The 21,608-nt window shown below is 45.7% G+C and carries 19 protein-coding genes and 1 tRNA gene; 5 read left to right on the top strand and 15 right to left on the bottom strand.

From position 1 onward, the window contains the following. From JSY36_RS11100 to JSY36_RS11055, 10 genes are all read right to left on the bottom strand, one after another. Entirely contained in the window at positions 1-1,107 is a 1,107-nt protein-coding gene (locus JSY36_RS11100) for a CaiB/BaiF CoA transferase family protein (RefSeq protein ID WP_205166467.1), read from the bottom strand. Positions 1,108-1,267: 160 nt separating this feature from the next. Beyond that, entirely contained in the window at positions 1,268-2,827 is a 1,560-nt protein-coding gene (locus JSY36_RS11095; RefSeq protein ID WP_205166466.1) for a fatty acid--CoA ligase, read from the bottom strand. A 39-nt stretch (positions 2,828-2,866) separates the two neighbouring features. Beyond that, positions 2,867-4,021 (bottom strand): thiolase family protein, encoded by a 1,155-nt coding sequence (locus tag JSY36_RS11090; RefSeq protein ID WP_122898329.1) that lies wholly within the window; start codon positions 4,019-4,021, stop codon positions 2,867-2,869. Positions 4,022-4,049: 28 nt separating this feature from the next. Beyond that, positions 4,050-5,195 carry an acyl-CoA dehydrogenase family protein gene (locus JSY36_RS11085; RefSeq protein ID WP_205166465.1) on the bottom strand — a complete coding sequence of 382 codons (1,146 nt, stop codon included), beginning with the start codon at positions 5,193-5,195 and terminating at the stop codon, positions 4,050-4,052. 17 nt (positions 5,196-5,212) lie between these two features. Next, positions 5,213-5,980 carry an SDR family NAD(P)-dependent oxidoreductase gene (locus tag JSY36_RS11080; protein WP_205166464.1) on the bottom strand — a complete coding sequence of 256 codons (768 nt, stop codon included), beginning with the start codon at positions 5,978-5,980 and terminating at the stop codon, positions 5,213-5,215. A gap of 180 nt (positions 5,981-6,160) precedes the next feature. Then, positions 6,161-7,042, bottom strand: coding sequence for an ABC transporter permease (locus tag JSY36_RS11075; RefSeq protein WP_236784819.1), 882 nt, complete (start codon positions 7,040-7,042; stop codon positions 6,161-6,163). Positions 7,043-7,094: 52 nt separating this feature from the next. Beyond that, positions 7,095-8,096, bottom strand: a complete 1,002-nt coding sequence (locus JSY36_RS11070) for an ABC transporter permease (protein WP_205166462.1) — start codon at positions 8,094-8,096, stop codon at positions 7,095-7,097. 106 nt (positions 8,097-8,202) lie between these two features. Next, entirely contained in the window at positions 8,203-9,903 is a 1,701-nt protein-coding gene (locus JSY36_RS11065; protein WP_205166461.1) for an ABC transporter substrate-binding protein, read from the bottom strand. A gap of 50 nt (positions 9,904-9,953) precedes the next feature. Further along, a complete protein-coding gene (locus JSY36_RS11060) occupies positions 9,954-10,937 on the bottom strand; it encodes an ABC transporter ATP-binding protein (protein ID WP_122898341.1) in 984 nt (327 codons plus the stop codon). Next, positions 10,930-11,949, bottom strand: a complete 1,020-nt coding sequence (locus JSY36_RS11055) for an ABC transporter ATP-binding protein (protein WP_205166460.1) — start codon at positions 11,947-11,949, stop codon at positions 10,930-10,932. Before JSY36_RS11055 ends, JSY36_RS11060 begins: the two co-directional genes overlap by 8 nt. Before the next feature lie 347 nt (positions 11,950-12,296). On the opposite strand from JSY36_RS11055, the gene JSY36_RS11050 reads away from it, so the two are divergent. From JSY36_RS11050 to thrB, 4 genes are all read left to right on the top strand, one after another. After that, on the top strand, positions 12,297-13,250 hold the full coding sequence (locus JSY36_RS11050) for a calcium/sodium antiporter (RefSeq protein WP_205166459.1): 954 nt from the start codon (positions 12,297-12,299) through the stop codon (positions 13,248-13,250). 193 nt (positions 13,251-13,443) lie between these two features. Further along, positions 13,444-14,739, top strand: a complete 1,296-nt coding sequence (locus JSY36_RS11045; protein WP_122898348.1) for a homoserine dehydrogenase — start codon at positions 13,444-13,446, stop codon at positions 14,737-14,739. Between the two features lies 1 nt (position 14,740). Beyond that, entirely contained in the window at positions 14,741-15,802 is a 1,062-nt protein-coding gene (thrC, locus tag JSY36_RS11040; RefSeq protein WP_205166458.1) for a threonine synthase, read from the top strand. Next, on the top strand, positions 15,799-16,719 hold the full coding sequence (gene thrB / locus JSY36_RS11035; protein WP_205166457.1) for a homoserine kinase: 921 nt from the start codon (positions 15,799-15,801) through the stop codon (positions 16,717-16,719). Before thrC ends, thrB begins: the two co-directional genes overlap by 4 nt. A 349-nt stretch (positions 16,720-17,068) precedes the next feature. Here thrB and JSY36_RS11030 read toward each other — a convergent pair whose 3' ends face one another. From JSY36_RS11030 to JSY36_RS11020, 3 genes are all read right to left on the bottom strand, one after another. Next, positions 17,069-17,683 carry a cell wall hydrolase gene (locus JSY36_RS11030; protein ID WP_122898354.1) on the bottom strand — a complete coding sequence of 205 codons (615 nt, stop codon included), beginning with the start codon at positions 17,681-17,683 and terminating at the stop codon, positions 17,069-17,071. Positions 17,684-17,949: 266 nt separating this feature from the next. Continuing rightward, positions 17,950-18,025 (bottom strand) — tRNA-Ala (locus tag JSY36_RS11025). An 84-nt stretch (positions 18,026-18,109) separates the two neighbouring features. Next, the gene (locus JSY36_RS11020) at positions 18,110-18,268 is read right to left on the bottom strand and encodes a hypothetical protein (RefSeq protein ID WP_183163824.1); all 159 of its coding nucleotides are present in this window, start codon (positions 18,266-18,268) and stop codon (positions 18,110-18,112) included. A gap of 98 nt (positions 18,269-18,366) precedes the next feature. Between JSY36_RS11020 and JSY36_RS11015 the strand changes: the two genes are divergently transcribed. Continuing rightward, positions 18,367-19,380 (top strand): potassium channel family protein, encoded by a 1,014-nt coding sequence (locus tag JSY36_RS11015; RefSeq protein ID WP_205166456.1) that lies wholly within the window; start codon positions 18,367-18,369, stop codon positions 19,378-19,380. A 48-nt stretch (positions 19,381-19,428) separates the two neighbouring features. Here JSY36_RS11015 and JSY36_RS11010 read toward each other — a convergent pair whose 3' ends face one another. Both JSY36_RS11010 and JSY36_RS11005 read right to left on the bottom strand, forming a co-directional pair. Further along, positions 19,429-19,851, bottom strand: coding sequence for a YugN-like family protein (locus JSY36_RS11010; protein ID WP_122898358.1), 423 nt, complete (start codon positions 19,849-19,851; stop codon positions 19,429-19,431). Positions 19,852-20,140: 289 nt separating this feature from the next. Then, positions 20,141-21,493 carry a glucose-6-phosphate isomerase gene (locus JSY36_RS11005; protein ID WP_205166455.1) on the bottom strand — a complete coding sequence of 451 codons (1,353 nt, stop codon included), beginning with the start codon at positions 21,491-21,493 and terminating at the stop codon, positions 20,141-20,143. Between the last annotated feature and the right edge of the window lie 115 nt (positions 21,494-21,608).

Below are 21,608 nucleotides of genomic sequence, written 5' to 3'. Positions count from 1 at the left end.
TTATGTGTTCTGATTTTTATCCATTTGACTTAAAAGCTCTCTTGTATGTTCACCTTTCAACGGCGGTCTTGTGCTGATCCTGCTCTTATGCTGCGGAAATGTCGCTGCCTGCCGGGTACCGTCTTCATTATCCCAGACAAGGTTTTTCCCTTGAAAATATGGAGTTTTATTAATCTCACTCGGCTCAAGAACCGGTGTAAGACAGCAGTCATGTTCAAGACCGAATAAAGTCCACTCCTGGAGTGTTTTACCGGCAAACAAAGACTGTATTTCCTTAAAAACCGTATTTGATTCTTCAGTCGTTGACCAGTGAGAGCTGATCCAGTCGGGGCGGTTTACTCCATCGCAAAAATTCGTCCAGAACTTCTTCTCCAGTGCCGCCAGAGCCGCATACCGCCCATCTTTTGTCTCATAAAGACTGTAGCAGACGAGTTCGCCGTCAAGGAGAGAAACACCGGTTTCCCGCCCTGTTTCCTGTTCGTAGATCACGTGATTGGTCATAAGCGAAACCATCGAATCTGCCAGGGAAAGATCCACATACTCACCTTCCCCTGTTCTCTCTTTTTTCACCAGAGCTGCAAGGATCCGTTCATTTGCAGTAACACCCCCGAAAAGGTCGGCAAACGTATTCGTCGGATGAACCGGTGAGCCACCTTTGTCTTTCATCTGAGACAGGGATCCGCTCACAGCCATATAATTCAGATCGTGGCTTCCCAGGTTGCTTGCTGTACCGGCTTGTCCGTACCCGGAAATGGAGCAATAAACAATGCCCGGGTTAACCTCCTTTGCACGTTCGTAATCGATTCCCAGCCTGCTGGTCACCCCCGGTCTGAAACTCTCGATAACAACATCCGCCTCTTCAATTAATAAAAGAGCCGCCGTCTGCCCTTCTTCTGTTTTTAAATCCAGGGTAATGCTTTTTTTATTACGGTTATTGGCTAAAAAAACGAGCCCGTCACCGTTTTTCTTTTCTCCTGTATTTCGAGCCGGGTCACCTTCCGGCGGCTCCACTTTAATTACTTCTGCTCCAAGATCCCCAAGCCGCAGCGTCGCATAAGGGCCGGGCAGATAAAATGAAATATCAATCACACGAATCCCTTTAAGCATGGTTCACCTCATTTTTATACACATTTCAAAACCTGTTTACTTACAGATGCTGCATTTAATAAACATGGCTCACCCAGACGAAGCCTGCCAATACTTCTCTTTCTACTGCGGTGTATCTCTTCCCCGTTTCCATATGCAACAACTCTTACGTCAGAAAAAGTTACCCGTTGCTTTTTACGAGTTCGTTTTTCAGCATGAATTTCTGAATTTTCCCGCTTGCGTTTCTCGGTAGTTCGTCCACGAATAAGTACCTGCGAGGCCTTTTATAATCAGCTAATTTTGTACTCTCCTGACAAAACCGGTCAAGGTCTTGTTCTGATAAAGAGTCGTTCTTCCTCACAATCACAGCCATAACTGATTCTCCCCACTTTTCATCAGGCTCTCCCAAAACAGCTACATCAAGAATACCTGGATGCTCGTAGAGAACATCTTCAATCTCTCTTGGGTAAATATTTTCACCACCGCTGATAATCATGTCATCGACTCTGTCTGCAATCCACAGGTATCCCTCATCATCAAACGATGCTGCATCACCTGAATAATACCACCCTTTATAAATCGCATTTCTCGTTGCTTCTTCCCGGTTAAAATAACCCTGCATCATACACGGACCTTTAACGATTAGTTCTCCTGTTTCTCCAGGATTCATAACATCGTCCGGCTCCGATGGCCGTCCTGCCTCACGGGGCCTTACAATCCGAATCTCGTGGTTCAGACATGCCTTCCCGGCTGATCCCGCTTTCCTGACCTGATCCTTCTCGTTTAAAAACGTCACAGCAGGCCCCATCTCAGTCATTCCATATGCCTGGACAAGTTCACACCCGAAATGTTCCTGTATGGCGTTAACGAGCGCAGGTGCCATAGGAGCAGCCCCGTACAACCCGAGACGGAGTGTTGTTAAATCGTAATCGTCCAATGACTCCTGGAGCATCATGTTCCACATTGTCGGAGCAGAAAAGAACAGGGATACTTTTTCCTCTTCAATGAGCTCCAACGTTCGTTTAGGTTCAAAATGGTGTGTGATGATATTTAAAGCTCCTACATGTACCCTCGGTAAAAATGCGCAATGAAGTTCAGCACAATGAAACATAGGCGCTGTAACTAACCCCCGGTCATCCTCTGTCAGCTTTGTAGATGCAATAAGGATTAGACTTTGCTCGACCATCTCACGGTGACTGTGCATGACACCTTTTGGCCGCCCTGTCGTACCGCTCGTGTACATAATGGCATACAGATCTTCCTCTTGTACGTTACTATCAGGACGGTCACTTCCGGCTTCATGTACTTTCTCATGAAAATTCTCAGCGTATTCAGGAGTGTCGGAATCTACGTACCAGTATGAAACTTCAGGTATATCTTTTCGAACCTCATTTATCTGCGAGGCCAGCGCCTTTTCAAAAAGGACAATCTTCGGAGACGCATCTTCTACTATGAACAGAAGTTCATCTGCAGCAAGGCGGAAATTAATTGGATTAAAAACAGCTCCTATCTTCGCACAGGCAAAATAGGCAGTTGCCAGCTCTTCCGTATTAAAAAGAAAAGTAGAAACACGGTCGCCTTTCTTTACACCTGCATCAAGAAAGGCATTTGCCGTTTTATTTACTCTGTCATTCCATTCTGCATAGGTGAATCTGAGGTTCTTTTGCACATAAACAATCGCTTCTTTATCCGGAAACTTGGTTACCGTCTGCTCAAATAACGTTCCAATTGTTGTAGACATTTAAGTACCTCCAATAAGGATTTTAAGCAATGGTAAGGACTATTCCATCCGCTCGATGATCGTCGCATTCGCCATCCCGTAACCTTCACACATCGTCTGCAGCCCGTATCTTCCGCCGCTTCGCTCAAGCTCATGAATCATGGAGGTCATGAGGCGGGCTCCGCTCGCCCCCAGCGGATGCCCTAAAGCGATGGCTCCTCCGTTCGGGTTCATCTTCTTCGGATCAGCTCCCGTTTCTTTTAACCAAGCTAACGGCACAGGTGCAAAAGCTTCGTTAACTTCAAAAACGTCAATGTCATCAAGGGTAAGGCCTGATTTTTCAAGCACCTTCTCTGTAGCAGGAATCGGCCCTGTGAGCATCAGTGTCGGATCAGACCCTACAACGACACGGGTGTGAATACGAAACCTTGGTTTTAACCCCAGTTCTTCAGCTTTTTCCCGGCTCATAATAAGAATGGCACCGGCTCCGTCACTGATCTGACTTGAGTTCCCGGGATGAATGGTCCCTCCCTCGATAAAGGAAGGATTCAGCCCTGCCAGCTTTTCTGCTGTTGTTCCTTCCCGTGGGCCTGTGTCGTGCATGACCTCTTCAACCGTTCCGTCCGGGAGAGTAACGGAAACAGGGACAATCTCTTTATCAAAGAAACCCTTTTTTTGCGCAGTCAGGGCTCTCCTGTGGCTTTCTGCTGCATACTCGTCCATCTCTTCCCGGCTAAATCCCCACTTCTGAACAATCTTTTCAGCAGAAATTCCCTGGTGAACGATTTCGTATTTTCCGGTCAGCTGTTCACTTGGTTTAGCTCCCTGGAAGTTTGACCCCATCGGCACCCTGTCCATGTTCTCCACACCTGCAGCAATGACCACATCCATATCCCCGCTCAAAACCGCCTGGCTGGCGAAGTGGACAGCCTGCTGGCTTGATCCGCACTGGCGGTCAATGGTCGTTCCGGGCACGTGCTGAGGGAAGCCTGCGATAAGAGCAGCAACCCTTCCAATATCCCCGGCTTGCTCGCCGGACTGGGTTACACAACCCATAATCACATCCTCTACAATTCCGGGGTCAATTCCGGCTCTCTTTACGACTTCCTTAAGAGCAATCGCAGCAAGATCATCGGGACGGACATGCTGGAGGGTTCCCTTCCGTCTTCCAACCGGCGTTCTGACTGCTTCAACGATGACTGCTTCTCTGTTCATAGCGTATAACCACCCTTCTCTCGTATACTTACAAGCCCATATTTTTCGCAATAATCGTTTTCATAATTTCATTTGTCCCGGCATATATCGCCGATACAGGAATGTCTCTGTAACGTCTGGCAATCTTGTATTCTTCCATATACCCGTATCCGCCATGGAGCTGCATACACGAAGAGGCTGTGTCTTTCGCCATTTCCGTCAGCTTCCACTTGGCCATTGAAACTTCGGTCACGACGTCTTCACCGGCCATATGTCTGGCAATAAGCTGATCGAGGAACGTGCGGCCCATTTCAATTTCTGTCGCCATTTCCACAAGCTTGAACTGGGTGTTCTGAAACTTGCTGACCGGCTGTCCGAATGCTTTTCGGGATTTCACATAGTCGATGGTCGTCTGAAGCATATCCTCAGCTGCCACCTGGGCACCAATTGCAACCAGGAGGCGTTCCTGCTGAAGCTTGTCCATCATATAAAGAAATCCTTTTCCTTCTTCACCGAGCAGGTTTTCCTTTGGCACCCGGCAGTCTTCAAAAATCAGCTCTGCGGTATCCTGGCTGTGCAGGCCGACCTTATCAAGTTTCCGGCCGCGGGAGAAGCCTTCCATTCCCCTTTCCACAACAATCAGACTCACACCTTTGTGCTTTGGTTCTGCTTTTGGGTCAGTCTTGCACGCAACAACAACCAGATCGGAATGGATTCCATTTGTAATAAACGTTTTCTGCCCGTTCAGAACATAATGATCTCCGTCTTTAATGGCCGTGGTCCTGATGTTGGCAAGATCCGATCCTGTCCCCGGTTCAGTCATGGCCAGTGCTGTAATCGTTTCCCCGGTCACACACTTAGGCAGCCAGCGTTCTTTTTGCTCCTTCGTGGCAAAAGCCGTAAGATAAGGAACCACCACATCGTTATGAAGACCAATGCCGATCATGCTTGTTCCGACCTTCTCCAGCTCTTCGTTAATCACAACAGAAAAGCCCCAGTCCACGCCTGAACCACCGTATGCTTCCTCTACATCGGGACACAGGAATCCCTGCTCCCCCATCTTTGTCCAGAATTCCCGGGGAATCATCCGGTCTTTTTCCCATTGATCAAAGTGCGGATAGGCTTCCTTGTCCAAAAATTTCCGTAATGCCTGCCTGAACATCTGATGATCGTCTGTCAGGTATGGATGTTTCATAAATAAACCTCCTCTTTTTACTTTGGCTGCATTCGAATTGCGCCGTCGAGACGGATCACTTCCCCATTCAACATCGGGTTTTCTATAATTGCTCCTGCCAATTTTGCGTACTCTTCCGGCTGTCCGAGTCGCGACGGAAACGGGGTCATTTTTCCAAGAGCATCCCTCGCTTCATCAGGTAAAGATGCAAACATAGGTGTATCAAACAACCCTGGCGCAATGGTCATTACCCGAATACCGGAAGAAGCCAGCTCTCGTGCAATCGGCAGTGTCATTCCAACAACCCCGCCTTTTGATGCACTGTAGGCAGCCTGCCCAATTTGACCGTCGAATGCAGCGACAGAAGCCGTGTTGATGATGACTCCTCTTTCACCATTTTCTCGCAATGTATTCGCTTTCATTTTGTCAGCCGCCAAACGAATGACATTAAACGTCCCTAAAAGATTTACTTCAATTGTCTTCGAAAAACTCTCCAGACTATGGATCCCTTTTCTTCCGTTCACTTTCTCTGCCACACCAATTCCCGCACAATTTACAACTGTATTTATTTCACCGAATACATTACTACCTTTGTCCAATGCGTTGGCAATTCCTTCTTCGTCTGTTACGTCTCCCTTTACAAAAAGTGCATGTTCGCCTAATTCACCGGCTAACTTTTCACCATTTTCACTGGACCGGTCAAAAATGACAGCCTTTCCTCCATGGACAATCGTATATCTGACAACCGCCTCACCGAGGCCGGAAGCTCCACCTGTTACAAATGCTGTTGTCTCCTTTAGATTCACTTTCTGTAACCTCCTTTGTTCTCTCTTCTAGGCTAAATCGTTTAAATCGGGGGCTAACTTGTTTAAAACCCGCTCTAACCTGTTTAAACTTCGTCCTAACCTGTCTATACCTGCTCCTCCACTTACCTATACAAAACAAATGCACTTTCTTCCAGGAAGAAAGTGCATTTATTTGTACGCCTAACTTTTCATTTTCGGATCAAGAGCATCTCTCAGCCCATCCCCGATCATGTTAAACCCGAGAACCACAAGCATAATGGAGAATCCGGGGAATAACACCGTCCACGGAGCACTTTGAATGTACTGCCGTGAATCCGAGAGCATTCTCCCCCACTCCGGTGTCGGCGGCTGAGCACCCAATCCGAGAAAGCCAAGAGCCGCAGCTTCAAGAATTGCCGTACCAAATCCCAGCGTAGCTTGTACAATAATCGGTGCCGTACTGTTCGGCAGCACGTGGTGGAAAAGGATCCGGGTACTTTTCATCCCCTGCGCTTTCGCTGCAAGAATATATTCTTCCTGCCTGATGGAGATTACTTTTGACCGTACGAGACGTCCAAAAATCGGAATGTTAATGATCGCTATGGCGATCAGGGCATTCTGTAATGACGGACCAAGCATGGATACGATAGCAATTGCTAACAGGATACTTGGAAATGCAAGCATTATATCAAATATTCTCGAGATAATCATGTCAACCCATTTACCATAAAACCCTGCAATAATACCGAGTAATGAACCAAAGATCATGGCTCCTGTTACAGCAAAAAATCCAACAAGAAGTGAAATCCTTGCACCGAAAACGATCCTGGCGAATATATCACGGCCCGAGTAGTCTGTACCAAACCAGTGTGCTGCAGACGGCCCCTGAAGTCTGTCTGCTGCATTCATACCGCTTATGGAATGAGTCGTTAACAAAGGTGCAAAAATAGCCATAAAAATGAAGAAAAACACAATACACAGGCCTACGATTGCCAGCTTGTTCTTTCTAAGCTGCCAATAGGCTTCTCTCCATGGCGATATGGATTCAACTCTGGACAGCTGGGGTTTTTCCGGTCCCTGCATCGGCTTTTTCGTTGATTGTTTAGCTGTTTCCATAGTGTATTCCCTCCCCCGTCTAGTATTTGATTCTCGGATCTATATAACTGTAGAGGAGATCCACGACCAGATTGATGACAACGAACATGGTAGCTATTACAAGAATTCCAGACTGAATAACCGGATAATCACGATTGCCGATAGCTTCATACACATACCTGCCGATTCCAGGCCAGCTGAAGATGGTTTCAGTAAGAATTGCTCCTCCTAAAAGAGTCCCCGTTTGAAGACCAACAACCGTTAATACAGGAATGACGGCGTTTTTAAATGCGTGACGGTAAATAACGGTGAATGTCCGGGATCCTTTTGCCTGAATCGTACGGATATAATCATGACGTAAAACCTCAAGCATACTCGAGCGTGTCATCCTGGCAATTATCGCCATCGGAATCGTTCCCAGAGCGATTCCGGGGAGGATTAAATGTTTAAACGATGTCCACCACTGATCGAGTCGTCCATTAATAATAGAGTCAATCAGATAAAAGTGAGTGGTTGTCTCTATCGGATCTCTTGGATTCGCACGGCCAAAAGCAGGCAGCCAGCCCAGTTCCTGAGCAAAGATCCACTGCTGCATTAGACCGAGCCAGAAGATCGGCATCGATACCCCGATAAGAGCGATGATCATCGCCGTGTAATCAAATAATGAGTTTTGTTTCCAGGCACTGATGATTCCTGCGTTTACTCCCACCACAACGGCAAAAATCATTGCAAAGATCGTCAGTTCAACCGTAGCTGCAAGGTAAGGTCTGATTTCAGACGAGATCTCACCTCTTGTACGAAGAGATGTACCCAGATCCCCTTGTACAAGCCCGGCCATATAATTACCGTACTGTACAAAGTAAGGTTCATTAAGGCCAAGCTGTTCTTCAAGGGCTGCAATTGCCTGGGGAGTTGCCTGTTCTCCCAGGATGGTTTGTGCCGGGTTACCCGGAATGAGGTGGATGATCGAAAACGTAATTAATGACATTCCGATCAATACCGGAATGAGCATGAGTAACCTTCTTATTGTATATGAGAGCATCGCATTCACCTGGCTTCCATTTGAACGTTATGTAAGTCTTGTTTTAAAAAAGGATAGAGAGAGAGGATCAAGAACGTCCCCTCTCAGACTCCTTTTCACTATGAAATTAGTTAGTAAGCTCAACCTCTAATAACGCTTCACTTGTAGACGGGTGAGGTACATACCCTTGAACTCTGTCACTTCCTGCCAGTACAGGAGTTGTGTGCACAAGTGGAATTAATGGCGCATCATCATGGACGACTTCCTGTGCTCTTTCATAAAGCTCAGCACGCTCATCTTCATCCACGCTTACTTTCGCCTGGTTAAAGAGATCATCCGCTTCGTCGCTTCGGTAGAATGTACGGTTACCACCTGGAATCGCACTTGAGTGAAGCAGGTTTCCGAAGAAGTAATCCGGATCACCGTTTGTACCGGACCAGCCAAGCATGAACACGTCCTGCTCACCTTGTTCTGTTCTTTCAAGGTACGTTGCCCACTCCATGGAAACGATGTTAGCAGTTACACCGATAGCAGCGAAGTTTTCCTGAAGAACCTCGGCAGCACGCTGTGGATCCGGCATGTACGGACGTGCAACAGGCATTGTCCAAAGGTCGAATTCCATACCATCGGCATACCCTGCTTCTTCAAGAAGTTCCATTGCACGGTCAGGGTCATATTCATACTCTTCGATATTATCGTTGTATCCCAGGTATCCAGGAGGAATAATGTTTTTCGCAGGTTCTGCAAGTCCCGCATAAAGAACAGAGATTAGCGTTTCTTTATCAACAGCATGGTTAAACGCCTGACGTACAAGAACATCATCAAACGGCTCTTTGTCCATGTTAAAGCCCAGGTAACCAATGTTGTTTGTTGTACGTTCAAACACAGTTAATCCATCTTCACTTTCAATTACTTCAACATCATCAGGATCTAGACCGTCCATCATGTCGATCTCGCCTGTTCTAAGAGCTGTAAGTCTTGCAGAGTTATCAGGAATTACAGTAAAGATAACACTGTCAAGCTTAGGAAGACCTTCCTGCCAGTAGTCTTCATTTTTCTCAAGAACAATCTGATCGTCACGAGTCCAGCTTACAAATTTAAACGGACCTGTTCCGACCGGGTTTTCATTAATCGCACTTCCATACTCCTCAAAAGCTGCAGGAGAGGTGATGGAGAAATAGCTCATGCCCATGTTCTGAATGAAAGATCCAAGCTGCTCATTAAGAACAAATTCAACTGTGTAGTCATCTACAACGTTAATTTCTGAGATTACGTGACCGTCATCTCCTGCGAAACCGCCAAACTGAGTTCCATATACACTGTATGTGTATCCTTCGTCAGCAAAGTGGTACTCATGATCAGGGTCAGCCCATCTTTCAAAGTTCAACTTAACAGCATCAGCGTTAAAGTCCGTTCCATCATGGAACGTTACGCCTTCTTCTAAGTAAAATGTGAACGTCAGACCGTCATCGGAAACGTCCCAGTCGTGTGCAAGCCCCGGGCCGATTTCAAACGAGTCATCGTCGAACTTCAATAAACTTTCATAGATTTGCTCGGTTACACGGGAGGATTCCCCGTCAGTTACACTTGCATAGTCAAGACTTACAGAGTCACCGCCGCGGGCGAAGATTAATGTCTGGTCTTCAGCCAAGTCCGAAGATTCTGCACCATCGTCTCCTGCATCCCCATCATCAGTGTCATCATCTGTTGTTTCTCCGCTGTCTTCCCCTGCTTCTCCACCATCAACGTCTTCGTCTCCGCCACATGCAGCCATTACAGCTACAAGAGCAATTGAGAGAAGCAACAACCAAAGACTTTTCTTCCCCATCTTGTTTCCCCCTTCATTTTTTAAGCTTAAATTATAAAACTTGCAGCCTGTCAGTTCTTTACGGTTTCATCGTAGAGATGGCAGGCCACAAAATGGTTAACAGAATGTTCTTTAAATTCCGGGCGTACTTGTTTACACACATCCATTGCTTCCGGACATCGTGTATGAAAAGCGCATCCTGAGGGCGGGTTTGACGGACTTGGCACGTCCCCCTGTAAAATGATGCGTTCCTTTTTCACATCCGGATCCGGGTTCGGTACAGCTGAGAGAAGTGACTTCGTATATGGATGAAGCGGATTGTCATACAAATCTTCATTATCCGACAGTTCTACCATACGTCCGAGATACATCACCCCGATACGGTCACTGATATGTTTAACAACACTGAGATCATGGGCAATAAACAAATAGGTCAGCCCAAACTCCTCCTGCAAGTCTTCCATGAGGTTTAGTATCTGAGATTGAATAGATACATCCAGGGCCGAAACCGGCTCATCACAGACAATGAGTTTTGGGTTTACAATCAATGCCCGGGCAATACCGATCCGCTGACGCTGTCCCCCGCTGAACTGGTGAGGGTATCTCGATGCATGCTCTCCCGGGAGGCCGACAACTTCAAGAATCTCCCGGACTTTTTTTCTCCGTTCCTCTTTATCTCCGATACCGTGAACGATCAATGGTTCACCGAGAATCTTTTCTACTTTATGACGCGGATTGAGTGACGCATAAGGATCCTGGAATATGATCTGCATATCCCTGCGCATCTTCCGCATTGCGTCCTCACTAAGCCCGGTAATGTCTTTTCCCTCAAAGAGGACTTGTCCGTCCGTTGGCTCTGTCAGTCTGAGGAGTGCTTTTCCCGTTGTGGATTTTCCACAGCCGGACTCTCCTACAATCCCGAGGACTTCTTTTTCATATACGGTAAAGGAAACGTCATCAACGGCCTTTACTTCACCGACCTTTTTTGAAAAAACGCCGCCGGTGACGTCGAAATATTTCTTTAAACCTTTGACTTCAAGTAATGGTTTAGACATGAGTCGCTTCCACCTCTTTCTTTTCATAGAGGAAACAGCGGCACGTGTGTGTCTCACTCATTTCAAGGAGTTCAGGGTCTTCTTTAAAGCATCTGTCAAAGGCATGCTCACACCTCGGGGCAAAGCGGCAGCCCGCAGTAATGCTTCCCGGTTTTGGAACGTTACCCGGAATCGAGTACAGGCGCTCGTTACGCTTGTCGATCTTCGGAAGCGATTTAATCAACCCCTGGGTGTAAGGGTGCTTCGGCTCCTTTAAAATCGTTCTTACAGTCCCTTTTTCCACGACTTTTCCTGCGTACATAACAACGACTCTGTCACACATTTCCGCCACTACGCCGAGGTCATGAGTAATGAGCATGATTGCTGTTCCTTTATCCTTGTTGAGTTTTTTCATCAATTCAAGGATCTGAGCCTGAATCGTCACATCAAGTGCTGTTGTGGGCTCATCAGCAATAAGCACTTCAGGATCACATGCCATGGCAATCGCAATCATTACACGCTGACGCATCCCGCCTGACAGCTGGTGTGGATATTCATCCACAATTTCTTCTGCCCTCGGGATTCCTACAAGTTTCAGCATATCAACGGCGATGGATCTGCCTTCTTTTTTTGAAACAGCACGGTGGTTCCTGACCCCTTCAATAATTTGAAATCCAATCGTATACAAGGGATCGAGAGAGGTCATAGGCTCCTGAAAAATCATGGCAATTTGATTTCCCCTGATCTGTCTCATACGCTTTTTGCTTACTTTCACAAGGTTTTCGGTTACTTCCTTGTTGTTTTTTTTCTGCCTGAAAAGGATTTCGCCTCCAACGATTTTTCCTGGAGGCTTAGGAATGAGGCCCATTACAGAAAGTGAGGTAACACTTTTACCGCATCCTGATTCTCCTACAACCCCAAGGACCTCTCCTTCATCAATAGAAAAGCTGACACGGTCAACAGCAGGTATTTCTCCACGATCTGTAAGAAAGTGCGTTTGAAGCTCGTTAATTTCAAGAACTGGTTTTTTCATGGCGATCCTCCGGTTTCTATGTATGAGGAAAGAATGGAATATACGAAATATCAATATCATTATGTAAAATACTTGTTTTTTCTTATTAATGGAAGAATACTATATGTGTAAATATAAATCAATTGAATTTTTATAATTTTAAAATAATTCTGCATTAAAAAAGACCTATTCTATCTTCTGTTACATTGTGAACTTTTCGTGATTTAACAGCAAAAATCAGTGCACATCGCGGACTATCAGGAGATATTTTTACCTTTGATGTCGAAGAGTAAGGATAAATAACTATTTTATAGTAAATAAGATATTTAAATAGTAATTCCAATTTTTAAAAAGGCCGGTGTAGCCCAATGATGTATATTCTTTTAATTGCAGGATTTATTCTCCTGATAAAAGGAGCCGACTATTTTATAAACGGCTCTTCAAATATCGCCAAGCTTCTCAGAGTTTCCCCTCTTGTCATCGGACTGACGATCGTTGCCTTTGGGACCGGTGCTCCGGAAGCAACGGTCAGTATTATTGCAGCTCTTGAAGGAACCGCTGATGTAACAATCGGTAACGTTGTGGGAAGTAACATTATGAACATGTCTATCGTGATTGGAATAACGGCTATGATATCTCAATTGAGTGTCAAAAGTTCCACGATTAAAAAGGAAATTCCTTTTACTTTTCTTGCGAGTGTCGCGTTTCTTGTCCTGATCAGCGACCGTTTTTTACAGGGAACAAGCGAGAACATTATTACACGAAGTGACGGCATCATTTTGCTTTTATTTTTTTCCATCTTTATGTACTACGTTATTGAAGCAGCAAGAAATTCCCGTGACCCTGTCGTTGAAGATCTGGAAGGACAGTCGGGGACCTGGGGGAAAAACATCTTTATTACCGTGGCCGGTCTTGCCGCCATCGTTCTGGGGGGTTATCTCGTTGTTGAAAGCAGTACAGACATTGCTATCTCATTCGGGATGAGTGAAACACTTGCCGGTCTCACGATTGTTGCGATCGGCTCCTCACTTCCTGAACTGATTACTTCTATTACAGCAGCCTTGAAAAAACAAAGTGAAATAGCCATCGGTAATATAGTCGGAAGCTCGATTTTTAACATTCTTTTCGTTTTAGGGGCAGCCTCCCTTATCACCCCTCTCCCCGTGGATCCTAAAATCTTTCTCGATGCCATGGTCATGATTGCATTAACCGTTCTGCTGTTCCGATTCTCAAGAACCTATTCCATTGTGGGCCGCTATGAAGGCTTGACGTTAACCGTTGCCTACGTGGTGTATCTGATTTATATCATTATTAGAAATTGAAGAAGATTTTCTTTTCCCCAGCTTCCCCAATGCAGCAGGGGATGTAAGCGCAACCATCATCTATTTTCGATTCCACTGCTGAAAAAATAAGGAGAAACAGGGTTGTAAAAGAGCTGATTCCCCTCTATAATGTCCTCTATACAAAGACATGTGTCCTCGCACAGAGGACACAACAATTAGGAGGGCAAAGATCATGAACAACTCAATCAATATCGGACTGCTTGGATTAGGTACTGTAGGAAGCGGTGTCGTCCACATTATTGATCAGCATCAGGACAAATTAAAGCACCAGGTGGGTTGTTCTGTGACGATTAGTAAAATCCTCGTAAACGACCTTCATAAAGAAAGAGACGTACATTTAAACGGCTCGCGTCTCACAACAGACGCTGACGACATCTTAAACGACCCTGAAGTAGATGTCATTCTCGAGGTTATGGGCGGGATTGAAGAATCACGTAAATACATCCTTCAGGCTCTTGAAAATAAAAAACATGTTGTAACGGCAAATAAAGACCTCGTGGCCGTTTACGGAAGCGAACTGCTTCAGGCCGCTGCAAAAAATAAATGTGACCTGTTCTATGAAGCCAGTGTTGCGGGCGGGATTCCTATTATCCGTAGTTTAGTAGACGGACTGGCATCAGATAAAATCACAAAAATGATGGGCATTCTTAACGGGACAACAAACTATATTTTAACGAAGATGACGAAAGAAGGAAGAGACTATAATGAAGTGCTGAAAGAGGCTCAGGATCTCGGCTATGCCGAAAGCGATCCGACAGCTGATGTTGAGGGAATTGATGCAGCGAGAAAAACAGCCATCCTGGGCACACTTGGCTTTTCCATGCCAATTGAGCTGGAGGATGTCAATGTTGCAGGGATTTCCAATGTGACTACAGAAGATCTCGATTACAGTCATGAACTTGGACTTACAATGAAACTGATTGGTATTGCGGAACGCACGGGTAATAAAGTGGAAGTGAGTGTTCAGCCGACATTGTTCCCTCATTCCCACCCCCTCGCATCCGTGAACGATGAATTCAACGCTGTCTATGTGTATGGGGAAGCCGTTGGTGAAACGATGTTTTATGGACCGGGAGCAGGAAAGCTTCCAACTGCCACAGCTGTAGTTTCCGACCTTGTTGAAGTAATGAAAAACATGCGGCTCGGCGTGAATGGTAATAAAGTTTCCGAACCTCAATTCGAAAAACAGCTGAAGAGTGATGACGAAATCTTCTCCAAATACTTCCTGCGTATTCATGCAAAAGATCAGGCAGGTACTTTCTCTGAACTCACTTCCGTATTTTCAGAGAATGATGTCAGTCTCGAAAAAATTCTGCAGCGCCCTGTCGAAGGTCAGGAAGTTGCGGAAATCATTGTGACAACACATAAAGTGTCTAAGCAAAACTATGATTCGGTATTAAAAGCGCTGGCTGAACTTGATGTGGTCGATCACGTGAAGAGCAGCTACAGGGTTGAAGGAGGAAAGTAATATGTACTGGAAAGGTCTGCTTCACCACTATCGCGATTTGCTTCCTGTCAGTGAAAAAACGCCATCACTTTCCTTAAACGAGGGGAACACTCCCCTTGTTCCCCTCCCCCACCTGTCAAAGCTGTGGGGAGTGGAGCTCTATGCCAAGTACGAAGGAGCAAACCCAACAGGTTCATTTAAGGATCGCGGAATGGTCATGGCAGTGGCTAAAGCAAAGGAAGAAGGCTATGAAGCCGTAATCTGTGCTTCTACCGGTAATACGTCCGCTGCTGCTGCGGCATATGCTGCCCGGGCGAAAATGCGGTGTATCATTCTGATCCCTGATGGAAAAGTAGCCATGGGGAAACTCGCACAGGCTGTCATGTATGGCGCTGAGATTTATACTATAGAGGGAAATTTCGATCAAGCCCTTAAAATGGTCCAGAGCATCAGCAAGAAAGCACCGATTTCTCTCGTTAACTCAGTAAACCCCCATCGCATCGAGGGCCAGAAAACAGCGGCTTTCGAAGTCTGCGACCAGCTAGGCTCAGCTCCAGACGTTCTGGCCATTCCTGTCGGTAATGCCGGTAATATCACAGCCTACTGGAAAGGCTTTAAAGAGTATCACCAGGCTCATCAGTCAGGCCTTCCCCGCATGCACGGCTTCGAAGCAGAAGGCGCTGCTGCAATTGTACGGGGCCGGGCGATCGAAAACCCTGAAACCATTGCGACTGCCATCCGCATTGGAAACCCGGCAAGCTGGGAACACGCAGTGAATGCCGCTCAGGAATCGGGAGGAGCCATCGACGAGGTAACAGATCGTGAAATCCTATCAGCATATAAACAACTGGCACAGGAAGAAGGCGTCTTTTGCGAGCCTGCATCCGCCGCCTCCCTTGCCGGGGTAAAAAAGCAGGTCGAATCAGGAAAACTTGTAAAGGGAGCCAAGGTTGTTGCCGTACTCACGGGGAACGGATTAAAAGATCCGAATTGTGCAATCGAAAGCTCATCCTTTAAAGCTGAAGTACTCCCTAATAATGAAGAGTCCATCTTTGATCTGATCAAGGAGCGTGTGAAGCAATGAGCCGGGACCAGGTAATCACGATAACCGTTCCCGGCAGTACAGCCAACCTTGGTCCCGGCTTCGACAGCGTAGGGATGGCTGTGAATCGTTATCTGACCCTGACGGCTTCACCTGGAGAACACTGGTCCTTTCATTCCAACTCTTCCTTCTTGAAGGGACTGCCGGAGGGAGAAGATAACCTGATCTTTAGAGTGGCTTCCCAGGTAGCAGAAGGTGTTAAACGCAAGCTGCCTCCATGCCAGGTTGAGCTTACAAGTGACATCCCAATGGCCCGTGGTCTTGGAAGCAGTGCTGCGGCCATTGTGGCAGGAATTGAACTTGCAGATGAACTCCTTGCCCTGAACCTGCCGACACGCGATAAAGTGAGGATAGCAAGCTGTTACGAGGGACACCCCGATAACGTGGCTGCTTCTATATACGGAGGGCTTGTAATCGGAACTCACAATGACAAACAAACGGATGTGCTGTCCGGTATTTACCCGGATGTGGAAATCGTCGCTGTCATACCGGAATATGAGGTTAAGACATCTTCTTCAAGAAGCCGGCTTCCGGACAACCTTCCCTTTGGGGATGCGGTGAAAGCGAGCAGTGTAAGTAACGTGCTTGTGGCTGCTCTAATGCAGAACCGCTGGGACGTTGCCGGTAAAATGATGCAGCAGGACCTTTTCCATCAGCCATACCGTTCTGCTCTTGTTCCGGAACTTGAAAAGGTTGTTACACTTACCGCGTCAATGAATGTTTACGGCGTAGCGCTGAGCGGGGCCGGGCCGATCGTTATGGTATATGTACCGAAGGGGTCCGGAGGGTTTGTAAGGCGAAAACTCGCATCCTCATTCAGAGACTGTGACGTCCAGCACCTTAAGCCGGACCGTGAAGGAGCTCAGGTAAAAAAGAGTTCCATCAAAGCGATTATGTAATAAGAAAGCTGTCCCAAAATGGTGTTTTTGGGACAGCTTTTTTGTCTTCTTTTTTTGTTCATTAGGACATTCATTCAAGGGGTCCAAGAGGGGTTTCCCATATTATGTAATGAAATCTGGGAATATTACCATAAACTCTTCTCCTTGGCATGTGCTTTTTTCTTTTGGAAGAAAGAATTGCATTTTCGATAGAATAAATTGCTTTTTTGACAGAATAAAATTCATTATTGATAGAATAAAGCTTGTTTTTGATAGTATATCTGCTTCTTGGCGCAATAAATCCGGATTTATTGTGCCAACATTATAGACAGAGCTCCAAAAAATCGAAAATTACACTTCTGCTGCAGCCCTACTCTGCAAAAATATGTTTTCCGATTGTTACAACCGGGGATCTGGTGAAGATCCATGAAGAGGTTGCGATATCCGGATTATAATAATATGTAGAACCTTTTGAAGGGTCCCAGCCTGTGTAGGCATCTCTAACGGCACGGTAAGCATCCCGCTCAGGAGTAAGGTTGTACTGCCCGTCTAAAACGGCTGTAAATGCGTTACGCTGGAATACGACACCTTTTACGTCAGACGGAAACTCATTGTCTCCCACGCGATTTAGTACAACAGCTGCAACTGCCACCTTCCCTTCGTATGACTCACCACGGGCTTCTCCGTGAACCACCTTTGCCAAAACTTCCACATTACTTATTTTCTTCATGGTTCCGGGACCTGCAATACCATCCTGGAGTAAGCCAAAGTCCCCCTGAAAGGCTCTTACCGCTTCGGTTGTCTGAGGTCCGTAGTATCCTGTCTGGTTTGAAGAAAAATAACCTAACTGGGTTAACACATGCTGTACGTCTTTTACTTCATCTCCGGCGCTTCCGTTATGTAAAAGTCCGGAGGCACGTTTTTCGTCTGGTAAAACAAATACAGTTGCCAGTGCGATGATAAATACTGCAATGATTTTTTTCAATGTTCATGCTCCTCTTCTAAATGATGTTTTATATAACTACGAAGAAGAGTTTCCCTTTTTGAGCGGTGCGAAACAAGTTTGTGGTAAATTCCTTCTAAGTTCACCGGATTTTTCCTGTTTAAACTACTTGGTTTAAGACCATGGAGCTACTTGTTTCTCCTCGCGAATAGGGACATCTTTGGGATCATAAAAAAACGACGCAACTCCTCGTTAAGACGAGAAACCGCGTCGTTGTTCACAATGTTAGATGAAGCTGTCAAAAAATATGGTGGAGCATAGCGGGCTCGAACCGCTGACCTCTTCGCTGCCAGCGAAGCGCTCTCCCAGCTGAGCTAATGCCCCATACCGTTTGATCTTACAATAATGAATTATAGACGATACCGAAAGTCGAATCAAGCGTTTTTTTAATAAATCGTAAATTTTTTGTTAGAAAATGACGAATAAGATGTACCAGACGATTCCCGCTATAACCCCTGCCGCGGCTCCGGCAAGTACGTTTTCCTTGATAATCTTCTTGTGTTTAATGGCGTCGAATATCACCCATCCGATAAACATTGTAATTGCAAAAACAATTGCCTGTATCATACGTTCTCCCCCCAACCACTACTATCTTACCAAAAGTATGAATGTTTTTCACTTCAAACTGTCAATAATGGAAAGAGGTATGAAGAGGAGGTGGTTCAATGTTCAGGTTTACCAGTGGTCTGATTTCTTCTGCATCTAATCAATTAATGAATATCATTCGGTTATTAACGGCCTTATTTTTAATCATTCTTATTTTTGGAACAACCATTCACTATCTTGAACCCGGCGTTTACCCGGATATGTTTGACGGCTTTTGGTGGGCTATCGTGACCATTTCTACTGTCGGTTACGGGGATTTTGTACCTGAATCCGTTCTTGGCAGAATCACCGGTGTTCTCTTAATCCTGACGGGAGTAGGTATATTTTCTTTTTACCTGACAAACGTGGCTACTTCAGCTATAACAACGAAAGACAACATTGAACGTGGGAAATATAAATTCCATCGAAAAGGACACATCATCATCGTAGGCTGGAATGAACGCACACGGCTCTTACTTAAAGAAATTAAGAAACAAAACGAAAAGGCTCAAGTGGTCCTTGTTGATGAAACGCTCGAGAAAAAACCTTCAGACCTTACCTGGGTACATTTTGTAAGAGGACCTGCAAGCCATGATCAGGTTTTATATAAGGCCAATATACATGAGGCTCATACTGCGATTATCACAGCAGATTCCCACACCGATGAACACTCTGCTGACTCTAAAACCATTCTTTCAATCCTTACAATTAAAGGTGTAAACCCTAAGCTTTATACGATTGCAGAAATCATAACAGAATCTCAAATTATTAATGCCCGGCGAGCCGGTGCCGATGAACTCGTCCAAAGCTCTGTGCTCCTAAGTTCTCTCATGCATAACGGCCCTGAGTGTCACGGCGTAAGTAAATTAATGCTTACTTTGCTTCAAACCGATACGAAAAATAAAATGGAATTAAGAAAACTGCCTGAAGAATGCATTGGGCTTGAGTACGGTGAACTTATTGAGGACTGGAATTTTGACGGAGAACACCTGCTGGGGATCTGGAGAGACGATTCAGCTGAGCTGCTCCCTCCTGACAGTTACGAGCTCAAAGAGGGAGACCACCTGGTTGTACTGGTAAAGAAAAAGAAATAAGATGGCAGCTCATAAGGTCGTTTTTATCCTTACGAGCTGTCATCTTTGCTAATTCCTTGGACTGATTTGCATGTCGTGAAGAATGACCTGCTCCAGTTCTTTGATGTATTCTTTTCCCGTTTTAATCCATTCTTCCGGAAACTCTGCATCCGGATCCTGCGGCTCAGAAAACTGATTCGTAAGAGGGTTAGGGTCCTGGACATTGTCGTCAAGACCGCGCTGGTATTTGTGAGCGAGTAAAAACGGTCGTCCAAGCTGAACCTCCACCCCTTTTCGGTCAAGCTCACCGTCTGTTGCAAAAAACGGAAGCCTTACACATAAGTAGCTTGATTCGTCGTTCATAACATAGTCAAAATAGCCGTGATCATACTCCCATCCCCCGCCAATGACGTAGCCGAGGGGCTTTAATTTTTGTTCAAGCTCAATCAATTCGTATTCTTGGTTTTCTAAGGGAGATTGCACCTCAATCACATCCCCACCTCCAGAACATCGTTTTTGTTAGTATGTTCCGGGGATGGGGTTTTTATTTCAGTTGAGCTGGGTGTTGCTGAACTTGACGAATGGTGTCTAATTCTCTTTATGTGGTGCGAAGTTCTTTATAAATCATTTAAAGTTCTCCATAAAACCCTGTTAACTCTGGATAAAAGGTAAGAAGTTATTTATAAACCGTCCAAAGTTCTCCATAAACCTCTCCAGGGAGTTTTCTCAATTAAAAATCCGCCGGCATATGGACGCACCGGCGGAAGAATCTCATCAAAACTTATTTCAATCGTTTTTCAAGCTCTGCTTTTTCTTCTTCAAACCCTGGTTTACCGAGTAAAGCGAACATGTTTTTCTTGTACGCTTCTACACCAGGCTGGTCGAATGGGTTTACGCCTAACAGGTAGCCGCTCAACGCACATGCTTTTTCAAAGAAGTATACAAGATAGCCGAAGTGATACTCGTTCAACTCAGGAATGTTTAACACAAGGTTAGGAACGTTTCCGTCCGTGTGAGCAAGCATGGTTCCTTCGTATGCCTTTTTGTTAACAAAGTCCATTGTCTGGCCTGCAAGGTAGTTCAGGTTATCAAGATCGTCTTTAGACTCTGTAAGCTTCATCTCTTCCCGGACGTTTTCAACGTTCAGCACTGTTTCGAACAGGTCACGGCGACCGTCCTGAACATACTGTCCAAGAGAGTGAAGGTCAGTGGAAAAGTCAGCTGCAGCCGGGAAGATTCCCTTGCCGTCTTTTCCTTCGCTTTCTCCGTAAAGCTGTTTCCACCACTCGCTTACAAAGTGAAGAGATGGCTCGTAGTTGACCATGAGTTCAACAGTTTTGCCTTTGTTGTAAAGGGCGTTACGAACGGCCGCGTACTGATACGCTTCGTTTTCAGCAAGGTTTTTGCTGCTGTAGGCTTCGCGGGCATCTGCCGCCCCCTTCATCATCGCTTCAATGTCAAGACCGCTTGCTGCAATCGGGAGAAGGCCTACCGCTGTTAGAATGGAGAAACGGCCGCCTACGTCATCAGGGATAACAAAGGACTCGTATCCTTCTTCGTTCGCAAGCTGCTTAAGAGCACCTTTTTCTTTATCCGTAGTAGCGTAGATACGCTTGCGTGCTTCTTCAACCCCGTACTTTTTCTCAACATATTCGCGGAAAATACGGAATGCGATTGCGGGCTCCGTTGTTGTTCCTGATTTTGAAATAACGTTGATTGATACGTCTTTTCCTTCAAGTACATCAAGAAGGTCACGAACATATGTGGAACTGATGTTGTTTCCTACGAAAAACACCTGCGGAGTGTTGCGCTGTTCTTTTGCCAGTACGTTGTAGAAAGAGTGGTTAAGAGCTTCGATCGCCGCTCTCGCACCAAGGTATGAACCTCCGATACCCACTACAAGCAGAACGTCCGTATCGGCTTTGATTTTCTCCGCAGCTTTCTGGATGCGTGTGAATTCTTCTTCGTCGTAGTTTACAGGCAGGTCCATCCAGCCAAGAAAGTCATTACCTGCACCTGTGCCGTTATGTAATGCTTCGTGAGCGGATTCTACTGCTCCGGCCAGGTGATCGACTTCATGCTGGGATAAAAAATCTGATGCTTTTTTGTAATCAAAAGAAAGGGTTTTTGCCATTTCTTATACCTCCATTAAATGAGTATAAAATCACTTATCTTACTCTTCCACGTATCACTTTATTAAAACACGGACAAATAATCAAGCTGATTCACTTTTGTAAGCGCAACCAATA

This window comes from Alteribacter salitolerans (assembly GCF_016901055.1).
In the GTDB taxonomy this organism is placed as follows: domain Bacteria; phylum Bacillota; class Bacilli; order Bacillales; family Salisediminibacteriaceae; genus Alteribacter; species Alteribacter keqinensis.
The sequence above is the reverse complement of the archived record's forward strand: the minus strand, read 5'-3'. Positions and strand labels throughout refer to the sequence as shown.